Source organism: Haloarcula sediminis, from assembly GCF_035656455.1.
GTDB lineage: Archaea > Halobacteriota > Halobacteria > Halobacteriales > Haloarculaceae > Haloarcula > Haloarcula sediminis.
Genome location: NZ_JAYMGA010000010.1, coordinates 77,803 through 95,646 on the forward strand (window position 1 = coordinate 77,803; position 17,844 = coordinate 95,646).

At 55.7% G+C, this 17,844-nt stretch carries 19 protein-coding genes and 2 pseudogenes; 8 read left to right on the top strand and 13 right to left on the bottom strand.

Going from position 1 to position 17,844, the window contains the following annotated elements; genetic code table 11:
• Positions 1-61: 61 nt before the first annotated feature.
• Both VJ162_RS16100 and VJ162_RS16105 read right to left on the bottom strand, forming a co-directional pair.
• Positions 62-448, bottom strand: a complete 387-nt coding sequence (locus VJ162_RS16100; RefSeq protein ID WP_324665749.1) for a hypothetical protein — start codon at positions 446-448, stop codon at positions 62-64.
• A 107-nt stretch (positions 449-555) separates the two neighbouring features.
• Positions 556-651 (bottom strand): annotated as a pseudogene (locus tag VJ162_RS16105) (IS6 family transposase); the annotation flags it as partial.
• 1,086 nt (positions 652-1,737) lie between these two features.
• Between VJ162_RS16105 and VJ162_RS16110 the strand changes: the two are divergent.
• Positions 1,738-2,568, top strand: coding sequence for a hypothetical protein (locus VJ162_RS16110; protein ID WP_324665750.1), 831 nt, complete (start codon positions 1,738-1,740; stop codon positions 2,566-2,568).
• Positions 2,569-2,846: 278 nt separating this feature from the next.
• Here the strand turns inward: VJ162_RS16110 and VJ162_RS16115 are convergent, their stop codons facing one another.
• Complete coding sequence (locus tag VJ162_RS16115) at positions 2,847-3,098, bottom strand: hypothetical protein (protein ID WP_324665751.1); 252 nt, start codon at positions 3,096-3,098, stop codon at positions 2,847-2,849.
• Here VJ162_RS16115 and VJ162_RS16120 point away from each other — a divergent pair.
• Positions 3,088-3,384 carry a hypothetical protein gene (locus VJ162_RS16120; RefSeq protein WP_324665752.1) on the top strand — a complete coding sequence of 99 codons (297 nt, stop codon included), beginning with the start codon at positions 3,088-3,090 and terminating at the stop codon, positions 3,382-3,384. The two genes, VJ162_RS16115 and VJ162_RS16120, sit on opposite strands and share 11 nt — an antisense overlap.
• Positions 3,385-3,774: 390 nt before the next feature.
• Here the strand turns inward: VJ162_RS16120 and VJ162_RS16125 are convergent, their stop codons facing one another.
• Positions 3,775-3,945 (bottom strand): hypothetical protein, encoded by a 171-nt coding sequence (locus VJ162_RS16125; RefSeq protein ID WP_324665753.1) that lies wholly within the window; start codon positions 3,943-3,945, stop codon positions 3,775-3,777.
• Positions 3,946-4,064: 119 nt separating this feature from the next.
• Positions 4,065-4,364, bottom strand: a complete 300-nt coding sequence (locus VJ162_RS16130; protein WP_324665754.1) for a hypothetical protein — start codon at positions 4,362-4,364, stop codon at positions 4,065-4,067.
• Positions 4,365-4,532: 168 nt separating this feature from the next.
• Here VJ162_RS16130 and VJ162_RS16135 point away from each other — a divergent pair, with 168 nt between their 5' ends.
• Together VJ162_RS16135 and VJ162_RS16140 are read left to right on the top strand one after the other, a co-directional pair.
• Entirely contained in the window at positions 4,533-5,729 is a 1,197-nt protein-coding gene (locus tag VJ162_RS16135) for a DUF4367 domain-containing protein (protein ID WP_324665755.1), read from the top strand.
• A gap of 353 nt (positions 5,730-6,082) precedes the next feature.
• Positions 6,083-6,248: pseudogene (locus VJ162_RS16140) on the top strand (transposase); the annotation flags it as partial.
• Positions 6,249-6,730: 482 nt separating this feature from the next.
• On the opposite strand, the gene VJ162_RS16145 reads toward VJ162_RS16140, so the two are convergent.
• The gene (locus tag VJ162_RS16145; protein WP_324665756.1) at positions 6,731-7,753 is read right to left on the bottom strand and encodes a threonine ammonia-lyase; all 1,023 of its coding nucleotides are present in this window, start codon (positions 7,751-7,753) and stop codon (positions 6,731-6,733) included.
• Between the two features lie 653 nt (positions 7,754-8,406).
• Between VJ162_RS16145 and VJ162_RS16150 the strand changes: the two genes are divergently transcribed.
• The gene (locus VJ162_RS16150) at positions 8,407-9,351 is read left to right on the top strand and encodes a hypothetical protein (RefSeq protein WP_324665757.1); all 945 of its coding nucleotides are present in this window, start codon (positions 8,407-8,409) and stop codon (positions 9,349-9,351) included.
• A 220-nt stretch (positions 9,352-9,571) separates the two neighbouring features.
• Complete coding sequence (locus VJ162_RS16155) at positions 9,572-9,757, top strand: hypothetical protein (RefSeq protein ID WP_324665758.1); 186 nt, start codon at positions 9,572-9,574, stop codon at positions 9,755-9,757.
• 219 nt (positions 9,758-9,976) lie between these two features.
• Here VJ162_RS16155 and VJ162_RS16160 read toward each other — a convergent pair whose 3' ends face one another.
• On the bottom strand, positions 9,977-11,836 hold the full coding sequence (locus VJ162_RS16160) for an ABC transporter permease (protein WP_324665759.1): 1,860 nt from the start codon (positions 11,834-11,836) through the stop codon (positions 9,977-9,979).
• A 223-nt stretch (positions 11,837-12,059) separates the two neighbouring features.
• Here VJ162_RS16160 and VJ162_RS16165 point away from each other — a divergent pair, with 223 nt between their 5' ends.
• Complete coding sequence (locus VJ162_RS16165; RefSeq protein WP_324665760.1) at positions 12,060-12,968, top strand: ABC transporter ATP-binding protein; 909 nt, start codon at positions 12,060-12,062, stop codon at positions 12,966-12,968.
• Positions 12,969-13,220: 252 nt separating this feature from the next.
• Here VJ162_RS16165 and VJ162_RS18620 read toward each other — a convergent pair whose 3' ends face one another.
• The 6 genes from VJ162_RS18620 to VJ162_RS16195 all read right to left on the bottom strand — a co-directional run bounded on the left by VJ162_RS18620 (position 13,221) and on the right by VJ162_RS16195 (position 16,781).
• The gene (locus VJ162_RS18620; protein WP_324665761.1) at positions 13,221-13,502 is read right to left on the bottom strand and encodes a hypothetical protein; all 282 of its coding nucleotides are present in this window, start codon (positions 13,500-13,502) and stop codon (positions 13,221-13,223) included.
• Between the two features lie 90 nt (positions 13,503-13,592).
• The gene (locus VJ162_RS16175; protein ID WP_324665762.1) at positions 13,593-14,333 is read right to left on the bottom strand and encodes a hypothetical protein; all 741 of its coding nucleotides are present in this window, start codon (positions 14,331-14,333) and stop codon (positions 13,593-13,595) included.
• Positions 14,334-14,449: 116 nt separating this feature from the next.
• Positions 14,450-15,733: a DUF6498-containing protein gene (locus VJ162_RS16180; protein WP_324665763.1), complete on the bottom strand. Its 1,284-nt coding sequence runs from the start codon at positions 15,731-15,733 to the stop codon at positions 14,450-14,452.
• Positions 15,734-15,821: 88 nt separating this feature from the next.
• A complete protein-coding gene (locus tag VJ162_RS16185; protein WP_407066870.1) occupies positions 15,822-16,094 on the bottom strand; it encodes a DUF7521 family protein in 273 nt (90 codons plus the stop codon).
• 20 nt (positions 16,095-16,114) lie between these two features.
• A complete protein-coding gene (locus VJ162_RS16190; RefSeq protein ID WP_324665765.1) occupies positions 16,115-16,291 on the bottom strand; it encodes a hypothetical protein in 177 nt (58 codons plus the stop codon).
• A gap of 148 nt (positions 16,292-16,439) precedes the next feature.
• Positions 16,440-16,781, bottom strand: a complete 342-nt coding sequence (locus tag VJ162_RS16195) for a winged helix-turn-helix domain-containing protein (RefSeq protein ID WP_324665766.1) — start codon at positions 16,779-16,781, stop codon at positions 16,440-16,442.
• A gap of 99 nt (positions 16,782-16,880) precedes the next feature.
• Between VJ162_RS16195 and VJ162_RS16200 the strand changes: the two genes are divergently transcribed.
• On the top strand, positions 16,881-17,840 hold the full coding sequence (locus VJ162_RS16200) for a CPBP family intramembrane glutamic endopeptidase (RefSeq protein ID WP_324665767.1): 960 nt from the start codon (positions 16,881-16,883) through the stop codon (positions 17,838-17,840).
• The last annotated feature ends 4 nt before the right edge of the window (positions 17,841-17,844 follow it).

Here is a 17,844-nt window from a genome sequence, read left to right on the forward strand (position 1 = left end):
CGGCGATGCGCTGGGCCCACTCGCGGAATGCGTAGCGCCGTTCCTCGGGGATATACGAGTCTTAGGGCGGCGTTGCAACGACAAAGCCGATTTCGTCCATGGAGACACCGACCGATAATGCGTTCTCTGGATCAGTTTCCTCCCATCGATACATGTTCTCCAACCCGGTTCCCGTGCGAATCATCACGTCGAGCGGTTCATTGGACGCGAGATCTGTGTATCCGTGATCGCCGTTTGCCGGAATGGTTGTCGTGTCGTCGACGAGAACCTCGCTATCTTCAACAGTGCGAATGACCGTCGTGATGTCCAGTTCACTATCCGTTTGATTGTTCACGATCAGATGCGGTGCATTCTTTTGTGTAGTATGTGCCACGGCACCACCGATTGCGCCGAGTGCAACACATCCTGTAAGCAGTCCAATCGTCCTTCGCCGCGTGATGGAGGGCATACGTGGCAGGATTCAACAGTAGTACGTATAAAAACGTGGAAGAGTCAAAAATCAGTTTGAATGGGAACGGCTAGTGAAACAGATGGTGCCGGTCACGTCGGTCGTGTTTAGTTTGGAGCATTGTGCCAGCGAGCGAAACTCTGAAGCCAATCTTCAGCTGTCTTCGGTTCAACATGGCTAAAACAGTTTGAAATTAAGGAGCTGCCTACCTGCTCACATCCGCCGTATCGTCGCCACTATTTCTCCCCCGGTCACCCGCCACCGATACCTGTTCCAGACGGCCAGCGTCCACACTCGTTAACCAACATTGTCGCCTTCTGCCGCGTCTTGTTGGTTAGGAAGATGCGCTCTTATGCAGAGCTACGGAAAGACCGTATAGTTACACTGAGCCGACGCTAATTTAGCGATATGGCTTCTGCTCAGTCAGCGTTGACAGCGATTAGTTACCCGAGTACGGCCGACGCGTCCGCATAACCGGCTGGGCGTTCGTAATCGCTACAGGGATGACAGCCATAATCGTGCGGCCCCTCTATGGAGCTATCTGAGACATATTTGAGCCGTCTCCTTGTGGTCCAAGCTGGGGAGAGTAGGAGCTAAACACTGCTGCCCGGCCATACACTAGACCACAATGACATGAGCATCGGTGCACGGGACAGATGGCTATCGCGATCATGTAGATACTTTGTCGTTATTATTCCGGCGACCAACAGCGCCATTACTTCGAGCGTGCCGAACACGAGTTCTTCAAATGTTTCGCCTCCGTAGGCCTGTATGAGAGGGATACTGAAGTAGACGAGTTGAGCACCGCCGCCAAGCAGGAACCACCACGACGGGCGCCAGACGCTGCTGGATTGCCGCACTTGCCGTATGTCCAGTACCAGTCCGGCGAAATATACCGGCGTGTACAGGTGGACCAGCCCAATACAAATGAGCGCCACTGCCCCTGGGAGCAATGGGAGAAACTTCGGAAGTTGCAACGACGATGTTGCAGTACTGACGAGAGCAAACAGGAGAAGACCCACCAACCCAATAGTTGTCAAAAGCGGTTGGATAGCAAGCACGGTGGCCCAAAGCCAGGAGCCGTTCCGCTCACCATCGTCTAGTGAGTCGTTCTGTGCGCCAGTTCTACCCATTCTTGACTAGAATAGGTGATAGTGGATTACTTGGCGGCGTCGGTTTTCGCTGTCAGAACGATGTGCAGAAAGCCCGAAGTCGTCGATAGTTCATATGGAAAACTTCCCGCTCGACAAGCAACGTCGCTTAATACTGAGAGTACAGAATAACGACATATGCCTGTGGACAGCACTCTCGCGGGCACTGTCCTGTTCGGACCTCTCATACTGGGTGTCTACGGAGTTCTGCCCGGAGTAGCCGGTGGGGTCATCGCAACCGCAATCGGGGCGGGCGCGACGATTAGTGGTATTAAGGGTATACGCAACTGGTGGAGATTATCGACCGTCGACGCAGTACCACTTCGTGAGGCTGTCGCGGCCGATGGGTTGGTTCGGATCCAGGGGACCGTTCGCCCGCCTCGGCCGGGCCACACCCTCGTATCACCGATTCGGGGAGAAAAGTGCGTAGCATACGAGTATAACATTACCCGTCAGGTGCAGGGGACCGGGGATCCATCTATTGATGCAGGCATCGGATGCAGTCCATTCATCGTCGCTGATGAGATGGGGGAGATATACGTCGACCCTATGGACGAGAGTCTCTCACTGGACCATGAGATAGACACAGTCACAGGTGCTGAACTATTGGAACAGGTAGACCAAGCAAGACTCGATCTGGAGCCGTCGGCGCACACGGACTCCGGCTTGTTCAATAGTCCAATCGAGCTGGTGGAGGGCACACTCGGTGTCGGCGAAAGGGTACATGTCGTCGGGGAAGCACACACAGCGCCGGAACGAGGGGCCGCAGATGCAGATGCAGTCATGACACCGGAGGAGGGACACCTGATAGTGGCAAACGATGAGCCAGAAAGTGCCGCGTTGAGGACGGGTGCTCGGGGACTCTTCCTGCTTGTTCTCGGCATAGCGTTCAGTGGTATCGGCTTAGTCGCTCTTGGGTCCAATCTCGGCAATCTAGTTGAGATACTACCGGTTGTCGGTAGTGTTTGATTTGTGGAATTGTTAACCCTTTCTGCTGGGTGCAAAGAACGCGTGTCAGTCACGCCGACTGACGCGTAATCTCGTTCGCGATGGTCACAAGGACGGTGATGGAGTTGTGAAAGAACGCGCACTTGCCCACGATTCAGTGCCAGTCGATGTGTCGCAGGCAACCCCGTCGCTACTGCTCGGACTCAAAATGAACTTCTTCGCGTTCCCAAGCAGGAAATCGGGTTTGAGCCGCGGCCGGACGACGGCTTCGAGCGCATCGAGGCTGTCTGGAACCGGTATCAGTGGAGGGTGACCGGCCTAGAGGCTGTGACGACGATGCGGCAGATTTGATTCTGGATAGTAGCGGAATCCCGCATACCTAGCTTTCTGTCAGTATCGGATGTGTTGAGAACCTCTGAATACAGCGCGCGCGCGTCGGTCAGAGCCATCAGAACCGTTTCACGATCAAACCATACTCGTCTCAGCGGCGGGTACGCGAATCCCCGCAACATTTGAACCTCGCGGGAGACGACACGCTCGATGCCCTCCATCATTGATAAAACCGTGTTCGGCGAACCCTCCAGAGGTCTTGCACTGGTCTACCTCTGTGGCGCACTTCTGCTGGCCGGGCAGCAAGGGTACTACGTCATTGTAGAAAGAGCGACACCGTTCTATGCTGGACTGTTTCTGATCGCCGGGATGGCTCTCTTTGGCATTGCCGAGTCCCTGCCGAAACCTCGACGAGGGGCAGCCGGCGTCATGCGACTCACGGCACTCGTCGTGCTGGTGAGCATGCTCGTAATTATGATCGTCACACCCGAACTCCTCACCAACTGAGCGGGGTGATCAATTCGAACTCACTGCTGCAGAACTGGGCTTGTTGGTGGCCTCCCGAGTTTCGCGCTTCCAGTGGAACACCCCGTCCGGTCTAAGCTGCGGATTGAAGAGAGAACTATTGTCTATCTTTCCACAAAAGGGGTTCAACTGGCCGCACTCTGTGAGTGGAGTAGATCTCGAAGTAGGAGCAAGCCGCCGACTGCCGATAGTACACCACCGAGCAACAGTACTAATAGCTGAGTGGGTACTAGAGATATCGACTCTGGAACCGACGGGTTCAGAGCTATCAGTGAACTACCGCAAGCAAGCATTCCAATGACTCTGTTGTTCATCTACTGAATGGATAGCTCGCGGCTATATGTTTTTTGGCAGTAGTTGTATCACCTGTACTCACCGCATTGGAAATCCAGCACCGATTGCAATCCCAGAGCTCATACTAATCACGGTGCCCAAAACGAGGTTGCCTATTGCAACTCCGAGCGCAACCCCAAGTCCTGCTCCAATCACGGTTCCAACGCCCATCCCTGTGTGATTAATATCATCTTCTTTACTGAACCTCATCTGAAATATGTTCTTCTTAGAATAGATGAACACTCCAATGCAATAGTCATACTTACATTGCGACCGCTTAGTCAGCAAACGAGATTGTCGGTCAGACTGACTGTCTGAGGTCGATACGGTCAAACGATGAAAAGGGATCCAATACCGAACAATGCAACGGCTGCTGTGGTGAGGACGAACAGTACATCAATCGCCAAGTCACGTTCAACAGTTAGATACAGTCCAAGACCGACGATTCCTGGTGCCCCGCCCATGACAATTAGAGCACCGCATCCGAGCACCCATGCGACGGTGTGATCGCCATTCGAGGGCGTCATCATGTCTCGTGCTTGTTGTAACCAGTAAGCGAGCAAACTCAACGCGATAATACCGACGAATCCAATCAGCAATAGTGATACCGGGGAGTTGAGGGGGACCATGTGTGTGACGTATCTGCACCACCGAAAAATGTTACAGATATCGATCTATCGCTTGGGTTCAAGTCTGTCGCATTCGTATCGAACGGCCTGAAAACGGACACTGGCGGTCGTATCGTGGATGCTGAAGGAGCGTTGCGATTATTTATACTTTGTGGACGCTCCGCGGTCGTGAAAGTCTACACCGCGGTTATGAGAATAGCAGGGTATGTATCGACTGCAATGCTGAAGCTGATGCCCTCCAAAAGAATCCTCACAGTAGCGTTGTCGGTGCTGCTCATTGCATCTACCGGCGCTATTAGTCCGGCCGCAGCGGCCCCGACACAGGGGGATACTTTGGGTCAAACTGATGTACAGAACCCCACCGACAGCGAAGCGAATCTCACTGCCGAGCAGATACTTGAGACACACGAGGAGCAGTTAGATTCCATTGAAACGTTGTCCTTCACGGTGCATAACAACTATTCCTCGGAGAGTTATTCCTCCTCATCGACCAGTTCGATGTGGATTGACTTTGCCGATGAACAGATGCGTACTGAATCCGAGTCTGCCGATACGATATCTGTGCGGAATGAGACAGCGAGTGTCAGGTACGATGTCGAGGAAAAAACCGTTCGAACTACCAATATTACGTTCTCAGGGGCGGATCCAAGAGACAACGGGTTCTTCCCTTTCGTGTTGAATAACCAAAGCGAGGTGACATATGAAGAGACTGACCTCCTCAACGGAACCGAAACCTATCGACTGGATATCAATCCACAGTACGACTACAGCGACGCCGAGCACGACGTTACGCTCTGGATTAACGCAGAAACGTACATGCCAGTCCAGTACGAGATGTCGGAGGATTCCGACCGCTACAACTCCGAAACGTCGGTCCAGTTCACCAACGTGAGTATTAACGAGACGATTTCCGACGAGCGGTTCAGCATCGATATCCCAGAAGATGCTGAACGACCGGACTACTCAACACCGGATATCGAGTCATATGAGTCCGAGAGCGAGTTGCGACAGAATACGAGCCAGTCCGTTCCTGAGCCGGAACTACCGACCAACTACACGTTCGAGAGTGGCTACGTGAGCGATGGTGAGGACAACTCGTCAGTCTCACTCTCGTACACGGACGGCGACGACGGATCGATAACGCTCTCACAGTCTACCACCAGCGAAGGAGTCAGTAGCTATTACAGCGAGAGCGACGAATTCGAGAACGTGACCGTCGGTGACCACACCGGCTACTACAACGAATTCAACGCTGGCAACTCGAATATGTCTATCCTCGTGTGGAACACTGGCGACCACCAGTACACAATATACGGGTCAGTCTCCCAATCGACGGTGATAGACATCGCCGAATCGATGGTGTAGTAACGACCGCGCCAGCCTTTTTATTTCATGATTGTCGATTGTCGTCCATACTGACGCTGTGTATTGGCTAATCGACTGTTTAAATTCAGTTCTCGTAACCACACAGGCCACGGTATAGCCACGCGACGGTGTCCATCGACGGAAAACTGAAAACTTATTATCCTCAATTCCAGATTTGTCAAGTGGGACTTGGTCCCCGCTCACACACGTCCTCCGACGTGATTGTTTCATCCTCACCGTGTGTGGGGACAGGCCCCACATGCTCCCAGCCGGGCTATGCCCAACCCAGTAATATCCTCCCCTTCCCGACCGAATTACACGGTGAGCAGGCGCAATACCACGGTCTGCGCGCGGTTGATGGGCCTCGATACCGCCAGAGAGTGATGTGTGAGACCGTATTCTCCACGATTAAGCGCACGCTCGGCGACACCATACGTGGGCGAAATTGGTACGGTGAATTTCGTGAACTCGTTTTTGATGTGTGCCGTTCACAACATCAAGCAGTCGCTGAAACCGTGAAATCAAGCTACATCTGGTGATTCACCACAGCCACTGAGACGGGAACTGGTGAATGACTCGCTGGTAGGTCAGATGTATAAAGGTTAGTGACAGTGAGAAGGGATATACGTGAACTACGTTGGTTGATATGGACCATGTCCGTTCGGCCCTGTCACATAAGACTCACGTCCTATATCTCGCACGGATTTCAGAAGATCTCGTCGAACTGGTAGCATTTTTTCGGTTGGTACGCGGTGCTATGCAGCACACGACCTCTTTTCATTTCACCTCTCAAGTTATGAAATAGCTATGGAGACAAGCCTGCGTAATGACTGGCGAGGCTTCAGTTAGAATCCAGACGTGTTTGATAGCCTGTGCAAGATACAGGGGCTAGGGCCCATATCTTGCACTGGTTGGTGTCGATAGTCAAGACATCGTTCCCGTTCTAAAAGTACGACCGTAAATCACCGAATCCAATTTCAACAGAGACAGTCAGTCTGTCGTCAGATGGTCTCAGCAACTAACGCCTCAAGCTTCTCAAGCTCGATATTTCGACCAGAAATCGGAAAAACGACAGTAGCCCCTGTAAGTTCATCTGCACGCTGTCGCATTGCCGCGAGACTCGCTGCACACGCACCTTCCATCGGAATCCGCTCTGCTCTGTAGAGATCACCAACCCCCTGCTTGATGGCGTCTTCACTCACAAGTCGGAAGTCATCGAGACGGTCACGAAGCAGCTGCGTTGTAAGGGCGAACGGCACACGTGTGGCGATTCCCTCGGCAAGAGTCTCCATTCGGTCATGTGGTTCAAGATGGTCGTTCGCCCACGCCCGATACATCGCGGGTGCAGCCTCGGACTGAGCACCGATTACGGTCGCGTCGGTCAGCGCCCCAACTGTGAGACAGTAGCCTGACGCACTGGAGCCACCGCCGACCGGACAGAACAGATAGTCAATGTCAGGCAGTTCTTCGACAACCTCCAGACCAGCTGTGCCCACGCCAGCCACGAGTGCTGGCTCGTTTGCCGAATGCACGTATCGATAGCCGTTCTCGGACGCCAACTTTTCGGCGTGCACGCGGGCATCATCGAAGTCAGTGCCGGAAAACATGACCGTAGCACCGAGACGCTCCATCGCCGCTACCTTTGACTGATTCGCGTCCTCCGGAACCACGATAGTCACGGGGATATCGAACTGGCGTCCGGCGTAGGCGATGGACTGTCCGTGGTTGCCTGTGCTGGCAGCGATTACACCCGGGTCGTGAAAATCGGGGGCGAGGGTCGACAGCAAGTTGATACCACCACGGACTTTGAAGGCACCGGTCGGCAGCGTATCCTCCCGCTTCAAATACACGTCAGCGTCGAACTCGGCAGATAACACTTCACTTCGGACCAATGGTGTTTTGGGGAGGTGCTGACTGACACGGTTGCGGGCGCACAAGACGTCTGTGGTCGTCGGGGAGGTTAGTTCATGGTACGGAAACACAGTTGTTTCATCCGGTGACTCAACTGGGTCGTACTTTGACATGGTTGCCCATATTACGAAATACCTGAAAGACCCACCGCCATCGATCTGCCCACTCGGTTAACCGCGTGCCACTTCAGACTGAACACGTGATGCAGGAGGCGACTGGAAGTACGCCATGGATCCGCTGTCCTCTATATTTCGTACGACATGTCTATCAAGTATCTCATTAGGGCTGTTTGAACGATATGTGAGTCCACTGTACTGAACATCAGGTACTCGCTTGAGAAGGCGGGGAGAAGCACGACCAGTGTACCGCTCCGTAGCGGAGAAGTCGAATAATACGGCGAACAGCGGGGTCAGAGAGTCAGACCTAGTCGGTGAGTCTCTCGAAGACGTAGGTAGGAAACTGTGGATCGATACATCAGCAGGAGTAAGCACTCTCGTCGTCCGAGGCTCACCTTTGACGACGGCTCAAATGAGTTCGCCGTGTGAGTCGATTTGGCACCGTCTACTGCACCCTGCAGATCAAAAGACGGCATGGGCTGGCCTCCTCGTTGGTCGTGCAGGTCGTCCAACAGGATGCTGCCGCGTTTATTGTCCGTACGACGCAGTATCGCGTACCCCTCCCAACGGTCCGGACCCTGTGAGCACCCCGTTGCTGACTCGGAAACACGGTTCCACGTGTTAAGGGCCCGACACGGGAACGTTCACCTATGCGACGACGAACCTACCTCCATCTCGCCGGAGCGCTCGGCGTGACTGGCCTGAGTGGCTGTCTCACTACTGACGACAACAGTTCTGGTGACCCTGGGACTGCGTCCCCTGAACCATCGGAGACTGACTCGCCCACGGAGACTGACTCGCCTACAGAAACGGCCGAGACCGACGACCCAGTCGCGACGATCGAGGCGTACTTCGAGGCCGTCTCGGCCGGTGATGCCGATGCACTCCGCGAGACCGTTCACGACGAGAGCCCGTATGTCCCGACGATCGACGCGGGCGAGGTCACGTTCCCCGACTCGCCGCCGGCATTCGACCCCGATACGGCCGAGACCGTCGAGTCGGACCCGACGCCGGCGCAGATCCGCGAGTTCGAGGCCGCCGGGTTCGTCTTCGACGACGGCGAACTCAACGACGCCTTCTCGGGTCGTTCGGGAGTGCTCGTCGAGGCGGCGTCGGAACCGACGAATCTCTCTATGGGCGAGACGTGGGTGCTGCTCCGCGAGTCCGGGGAGTGGCGGGTGTTCTGGGTTGGGACTCGTCCCGACGTCCCCGACGAGCCCAGCGAGGTCTTTGACCCCGAGATTGTCGACACGGAACACGACGTGGTTGCCGAAGTGGACTGGGAGTACGACCAAGACACCGACGGCGCCGTCTCGAACGTCGAGTGGGCGCAAGTGGTCATGACCGATACGCCGGGCATCAAGGCCGAAGCGATCCGCGTCGAGTCGACCATCGAGGGCTGGGAGACCGAACTCTCCGGCGGCGGCAACGAACCCGACGGCTGGGCCGGAACGTGGGCGAACGTCGCCCTCCACGAGGACGGCGATCAGATCGTGGTGACGGCAATCTCAAACGGGACCGAGACCGTAGTGCACCGCGTCCACTACGAACCCGCGACAGGGAACGAGATCAGCACACCGACCGAGACCGAGTAGGGCCTCCTCCTCACCGACGGCAGCCACGCCGTGGGCCGGCCCGCCCCGTGTGATCTGTGCCGATACTGACTGCTGAATATGGAAGTTCTATGCAGCAAACGGCTATCGTTCTTCCACTCTCAAGTGATGAAATAGGTGTGAGGGCAAGTTGAAGCACACATCCCCCCACAAAGATCTCTATTCCAAAACATCAAAACAAGATAGCTGTGGAAAATGATGTGTGACAGACGAACAGACCGCGCTTCTCGCGCATCTTCGTTCGATTCGAACGGCACTTGTTGCTGTAGCAATTTCAGTTCTCGCAACCGGCCTGATTATCCGCGAAGATCCCTTGGCATTCCCTTTCATCCTGGTTAGCATTGCGGTCTGTCTATACGCTTTTGTTCCACCTCTCATGGATAAATGAACTATTCACAAAGTAACCATATTGGGGCCCGAAGGTAGTACCAATATATATCTAAGTACGTGCGAGTGCTATGGAATATTGAAAGTATCTCTGCGTCAGTCCAACGTTTTGCGAGGTGTGGTCTTCGTGGTTATCGTCGCAAGTGGTGCTGTAATTTTAGCCCGGTTTCCCACACTTTCACTTGATGGCACCGCCGTCCAGACCTCCATCATACTCAGTTTAGTCAATACTCCGCCACTGATAGAGGGCGAGTGCGACCCCGAACGGGATGACACACCAGAAGATGAGTTCGACGAGCGCAACTGCTGGATGCAGGTACCACACAGGTACGTTCGAGCCATAGGCTGATTGCACGACCACGATATTCGAGAACACGTTCTCCTGCAGATCGCTAATAACGCCGGCCGCTGATGCCGCCGAATTCGGGACCCCGAGAATCGGGTTTGTAACGACATTGAACAGTCGGAGCGGTGGGAGCCAGCGTACGAACACGAATATCGGATTGTCCGGTGGAGCGAACCCGCTGACACTCGTACCAGTGACAGCACCGTAGAGTGCGTTCGATATCGGGAACCACGCAAAATGAAGCCCGGTGAACACGAGAATCACCGTCCCAGCAACGGATTGGCTCCGTATGACTGTCGAGATTGCAACGCCGAGTCCAGTCATACAGCCTACAAAGACGAGAGTAACCGCCAGGAAGCCAGCAAGCGTACCAAGGGGAACCAGTCCGTAACGAGGGATTGCAACGAGACAGGTCCCAAGAACGGCACCGACGACCGGAACAGCGAACGCGCTCGCACGGCCGATAACGAGACCGACAAGGGTATGTGTCCGTGAGACCGCGGTGCTTGCGGTCACCCGGATGCTCCCAGTATCGCGTTCGCGTGTGACCGTCCGGAAAGTGCCAAAGAGGATACCGACACCGCCCAGCAAAGCGATAGGCGTTTGAAGCCCGGCCAGCGGGACATGAGCACCAAGTGAGTCCTGAACGAGTGTGGTCGGGGAGAGGCTCAAAACGCCAGCAACGAGAACGAGAACGCCGAGCGCCCACACGCCAGGTGTTCGAACAAGACGACGGAACTCGCGGCGAGCCACTGGCTGCCACGACCCAGGGAGTGAATCAACGACACCGTTCTGGCCGGGTATCCATTTGAATTGAAACCGGCCCAACAGGAGGTGTGACGGGGATAGATTCCGGAGCTTCTGAAGAATTCCCGTCCCGCTGGCTGGGGCGAGATCATTCCATCGAAAGACCGCTGTACCGCCACTCAGAGCTATCGCCGGCCACGCAGAGGCGATTATAAGGGCAGTCCATAGAGGAATCACTGGACCCGTCGATGTGGCCTGCCCAGATCTTCTGAGAGCATCGGAGACCTGGGAAACCGCACTCGCGGGCCCGACAGGCACGCCGAGAAGCCAGTCGGTGAGGACGTAGTACGCGCTCGGAAGCGAGAGCCACTTTGCGGCCTCGAAGGGTGCCGGATTTGCCATCTGGTTGCCCGGTCCGGAGCCGGTTACAAACTGCCAGAGGAATGGGAGCGTGAGGGAGTTCCAGAAACCACCGAGAAAGAGCGTTACACCGAAGACGATTACGGCAGCACGAGCCGTTGACGAACTCGCAGCCGACAGCCCCACTGTCACCCCGACCCATGCAAACACATAGCCGAGGGAAATGAGTAGCAGTCCGACCAGTAGTGGGACCGAGAAACGGCCATACTGGAAGACATCGGAGCCGACGACGACGATGGTTCCAGCGACAATTGGGACGGCGAGAGCTGCGCTACGGCCGAGTGTTTTGCCGAGAACGAATTGACGTCGAGTAAGCTGGGTCCCGATAAGTACCCGAGCAGTTCCGTTCTCACGTTCGCCGATAATCGATCGAAAGCCGAGTGCGGCCGCAGCGAATGGCACGGAGACCGCAACGGCAACTTGGGCATCTACGAACACGACTGCATCACCGAGAACCTGGACAACGTCTGCGTCCGGTTGCGTCGGCAATCCGCTCACCAGGATGAAGCTCAACCCGATAATCCACGGCGTCTTCCCGCGGAGATATCGCCGGAATTCGGTACGCATGACGGAGGTGGAGGGCATCGATACTGGGTCATGATTGTATTGATGTAATACTCCCGAAACAGGTCACTGCGACTTCGCTTCTATACGGATGATGTTTAATAAAAATAGATTTGAAAAGGACAGTCGTTCCAAATATTTTTACAGGTATTCTACGAATCGAAGGTATGGTCCTCCAGAACGATATTCCGATGTTACAGTCGGCGAGTAGCCCCCTCCAAGTGCGATGACTGCTATCAAAACGTCAGGGCTCACAAAACGCTACGATGGGCAACCCGCTGTTTCCGACCTCGATCTCTCTGTTGAGGACGGTGAGGTGTACGGGTTTCTCGGCCCGAACGGCGCTGGCAAATCGACGACTATCGATATGCTGATGGATTACACGCGACCCTCTACAGGAACTGCAATCGTTCTCGGGATGGATGCCCGTCAGGAGGCCAGTACAATTCACGCACGGACTGGTATTCTCCCCGACCAGTTCGGGGTCTATGATTCGCTTTCCGGTCGCGAACACGTCGAATACATCCTCGATGCGAACGACGCGAGCGGTGATCCCGGGACGGTTCTCGAGCGTGTCGGTCTTGGTGACGCAGTTGACCAGCGCGCTGGTGGCTATTCGAAAGGGATGCGCCAACGTCTCGGTCTCGCGATGGCGATTGCTGGTGAGCCAGATCTGCTCATTCTAGACGAACCCTTCTCCGGGCTCGACCCCTACGGAGTACGGCTCGTGCGGGAGGTCGTCACTGCCGAACGAGAGCGAGGGGCGACCGTCTTCTTCTCGAGTCACGTTCTCGATCAAGTCGAACGAGTCTGTGACCGGGTAGGTCTGCTTGCAGAGGGCCGCCTTATCGCTGAGGGCACACCGAAAGAACTCCGTGATATGGCCGGCATCGAAAGTCATCTTCGAATCGAGACTGATGCCGACGACACTGTACTAACGGCTATCCGGGAACTCGACGGAGTCGAGCGTGTGTCCCATGCGGATGGAGAGATCGTCGTTACATGCCCCCGCGACCGCCGCTATCGTATTTTTGAAGTGCTTGAGGGGTCCGGAGCGACTATCGCTTCGTTCGACGTCGAACAAGGAACCATCGAGGATGCGTTCGTCGAAATGACAAACAGACAAACAAACTAATCAACATCTGTGCAGTGGTTGGCGACAGGACAGACACTGATGACATCCTCCCCGCGGTGAACAGTAGACGCCGAATCAAATCGAGACCGGAAGAGGGCAGTTTCCTTCGACAGCTCAGTTGAGGCGATTCCAAAACAGAAACTCACAGAACAGAACCGGAAGACCGAGGGACCGCCGCCGAGCGGCGGTCCCGAGCGTTGCCACTCAGTTGGGGCGTTCTGACCGGTCGTTCCGGTCGGTGTGACTCAGCCGCTATCCGTAGTCCGTTGGGAGGACGAACAGCCGGAAGATTCGGGTCGAGAGGGGCGGTTTCTTCGGAATCGTTCCATTCGAGAGGAGGACGTTCGCCAACACCCACAGGTTGTACAGAGAGACCGCGACCAGGAAGTAGAACAATCTGACCGAGAACGTCGACGACGACGTTCTCGGCAAGAAGTCGCCGATCTGCCGATACGATGTCTCAATGCCCCAGCGGCGGCGGAACGCTGCCGCGTACGCTCTGGCTGTCTCTGGCTCTACGTCGAGGTTCGTCACGAACCAGACGTGTTCGTCCTTGCTCGTTCGATGAGGCACGGCAAAGACAGTAACGTCGACTGACGCTGTCGGTGGCCGCTTTCGCTGCATCTAATAGGCATCGACGACCGTCTCAGCGCCGACGCTGAGACGGTCTTTCATCCCCTTACTCGGCCGCGCACGGACGATGTACCCCACGTCCAACCGGTCTAATTCTGCAACAACGTGAACCTGGTAGAAGCCTCGATCGAGGTAGACGTGTCTGATCGAGACGTATCGACGCGCTTCAACGATAAGTGAGCGAACGGCTTCCTGCTTCGCACGGAAGCCGTTCGCATCCATCGGGAGCACAGCAAGAGTGAACCGAACACCAGGAGCGACGATACAGAGCGTCGCAAAGCAGTAGGCTCGGTTCGTTCCGAGGTCAGGGTAGGTGATGAGGACGTGGTCTGTGTCGGCTGAGCCGTAGAACCGCCACTCGTGGAGGTCGATTGCGACGTCGACACAAGAAGGAAGCAACCGGAGTGACTGGAGGGCCTGAAAGAGGCGGTCGCGGACGCCATCGAACTGGGCGCCGATGGCGTCCGCGTCAAGCTGTCGAAGGTGGTAGAGCAGTGATTTCGCGAGTGGATTCCGAGCCGGCGACGTAACGTCGACCGGCTCGGACCGATCCAGTTGGACGGCCTTGCCGCCCGTGTTGGCGAACTCTTGATCGAAAGCGATTCGAGAGAGGACTTCGAGCAAGTCCTCTCTCGTGTAGGTTCCACATGGTTTGATCCCGAAGTCTAATGCCGGGTAAACGAGTGTCGAGGCTGCACGACAGACCTGTTTTGCCTCGGTTGTCTCGACCATGCCGAGAGCTACGAGTCGAGCAGTGAGTTAGGTTCGGCAACTACTGTGAAGGCCGGGATTCTCTCGCTGAATCAGATAGTGTTAATTATTTAACTCATATTTCGAAGTTTCGTTTCCTACTTCTCTCCTCTCCTCTGGACACCGTTAGGACGACGATCGAACACGTCAAGAATCGGGTCGGGATCCTCTAGGTGTGGAAGCCACAACTCCTGATCAGCACACTCGATGACGACCGTCGACGTATCGAGCAACCTGTGAAGTCGACCACGTTCGACACGCAGGTCGCTTTCATCCCACGCCTCAATCCGCCATAGTCCCGTCCGGAACAGTCGGTCGTGCGCGACGATCTCGTCCTCCGAGATCCGGTACTCGACGCCGCCGTACCGCAACCAGTATTCGATTGTGAGAAGCCCTATTGGAACGATGAGGCTGACGCTGACAAGGGCGAGAACAATGTCCCAGACGCGCCCTATCACGAACAGCAGAGAAATGAGAAGGAGAAATCCGCCGACGCCCAACGCACCCGGATGGCGTCGGACGTTCTCTGTCGAAATTCCACCGGTCAATCGTCCCAAGAGCGTCGGTCGAAGCCGCTCGTTCACAGCACGTACTGAATCGATCGATTCACGCGGTGGTGGTTCGTACGCCCATCCGAGTTCGAAGGACGATGCCTTGTCGAAGTCAGCAAGCCGCTCGCGGTACAGTCCCCCGAGATCGAAGCTGAACTTCACGAGGACAATTCCGACTAAGATTGGGAGTCCGATGACTGTCGGATCGACAGCCGTGATGGGATCGTCGGATGCAACCGAGTCCGCAGCGAGTCCAATGAACGTTGCCGTGAATAACCCGCCGACACCGATTACTGCCGCGCGCATGAAAATCCCTTGAACCGCTGTCTGGGCGCTGTGATCGCGGTATCCGCCTCGGTGAAAATACTCGAGAAGCGTTGAGGCTCCTTCGCTGAGAAAGATTCCGAATGCGGAGATCATCACTATCTCCAACGCGTCCGAGTCAGGGGTTTCAGGACCGATCACACCGACAGTCGTGACACCTGCAAAGAACCAGACGAGTGTGAGAATAGGGATGGCAACGACGAGGACAGGTAGCGTCGAGAACCGAATACCAAGGTCGGTGAACGGGACCGGGATTGCGGTGCGCTTGCTCGCTAGCGCGCCTCCGATCAGCGGATCGGAATCGAACTCCGACGGTCTGCCGGCAAACACTGCTTTGACGAGCGCCCAAAACGAGAGAATTCCGAGTTCGAACCAGTAGAGGAAGACCAGCGCAACGAGATCCCACCCGAGAGCGACGACCCCGGCGAGTGGCAGCACGTTCGCAACGATAACGGCTATCGTTTCGGGTGAAGGGCTGTAGCACTGTGCGTTTTCGAAGGGGACCATCCACCGAATATGCCGGCCGACCGAGACAAATATGTGGTGAAATCTGTACCGTCCGTGGATGGTCGTATCGTCTTCTCGACAGAAACGGCTATGCTACGATGATCGCGTACAGCACGACACAGAGACCGATGACTGTCACGAGACCCCGTACGAGTAAGACGACGCCGTTCTCCGCTCCACTCACCTCAGCGAACATAACAGCCGCAAAAACCCCTACCGTTAGGAAACCGATGCCGATGGCAAGTGCCCGCATCTTCGTAGAGCCATTGCGTCGGTACCCACGATAGGCCAGCGTAGCGACGAACAGGCCAACGACGGCAGTCACGCCGCGAGCTACCGATACCATACTGAGCGGTTCCATCGCCAGCAAACTCTCTACTATCACTGCATCCCACCTCCGTACACCACCCACAGGATCGTCCCCAGCCCGAATAGTTCACAGCCACTGACGAGTATCGACCGATCGACAGCCCCGATGTCAGTCACCGTCGGTAACCCGACGCGAAGCAACTCAGGAACCGTAATCAGGAAGATGAGACCGACTGCGAGCCAAAGCATCCCGCGATGAGACGGTCCTCGACGGTAACCACGAACCAGAACGACGGCGGTAGTCAGCGAGAGTACTACAGAGACCACGGAAAGGACGAGCACGCCGAGTGCGATGAACGGATCAGCTCCAGTCGCATCCAACTGTAAGAGAAACATCTCAGGACAACCCCTCGAATAGATCTGTGAATCGGTCTGCAGGATCGGTTGTCGAGCGCGTCACTGCTACTTCGTAGCCCCCATCAGCGAACGTGACGGTAACAGTCTCGACTGTAGCTGTATACCGCTTGTAGTGGTGCCCGTCGGGGTCAAGTTCCTGCTGTTCGGTCACAAGATCTGCTTCCTGTAACCGGTTAAGACGACGGTACGCCGTCGCATCGGACATCTCACAGGCCGTACAGAGTTCATCGACTGACATCGATTCAAGTGTGAGGTGAGCGAGGATCGCCCGGGCATACTCGTCGTCGAGTACCGCCAAGACAGCATCCTCGTCCTCATCCATGTGTATGCCAGACCCCGGTAATAGTAAAAAACCCGCCACAACTTCTGGGTCAGAAGCCGTGCCTGGGATGCTACTTGTACCCGTCCTCTTGAGTCGTATATGTCGTTACGATCGACGATTGACCGTATCCTCCCGACCACCCTCCACCAGAGGGTCTTCCAACTCCTCTGGCCGGTCTGGAACACTGAACAACACCGATTGCGTGCGCCACTTCGTGCGCTACTGCCGGCCCTGCTGACCTTCATTCTCCTCGGAATCCTTCAGACTGCGATCCGAGCCAGGTTCGAGCACCCCGTCCGGGAAGTCCTTGAACTGACTGGCATTGGCGTCATTCTCATCGGTGCAATTCTCCTCAGTGCACGAGTCATTGACCGACACCCGGTGAGTGAATTCGGGCTCTCGCTCGACCGAGAGTGGTGGCACTCATTCGCTGTTGGTGGAATCATCGCCACCGCAATCAACGGTGGGGCACTCGTAGTGTCACTCAGTGCTGGATGGGCTACGTTCGTGGGCGTGATGCGCGGGTCCGGCGATCTACCGTTCGTACCTGCGATGGTGGTCGTATTCGCGTATATCGCCCTCGCGGCTACGTGGGAAGAGTTCATCTTCCGTGGTGCGATGTTGAAGAACCTTGCCGAGGGATCAAACAGGTTTGTTCCCCAGTGGATAGCCGTTGGCCTCGCAGTAACTCTCAGCACGCTCATGTTTGCGTTTCTACACGGCGGAAAAATAACGAATCCCAGCCACTACGGGTACTACCTAATTGCTGGACTCGTACTGAGTGGCGTGTACGTGCTAACCGGTGAACTCGCACTCAGCATCGGCTTTCACGTGTTCTATAATTTCACACAAAGCGCGATATTCGGACTGGGACATTCACAGCAGACGCCGGAGCTCCTCGCCGTTGACATCGTCGGCCCATCGCGCTGGGTCGGAGAAGAGGGATTCGTCTTTGTCGCCTTCGCCATCCTCGGCGGCCTGGTACTGATCGCGTATATTCACTGGCGTGATGGATCACTCGAACTGGACGATCGCGTGACCAGCTACGCCGGACGGTAACTGA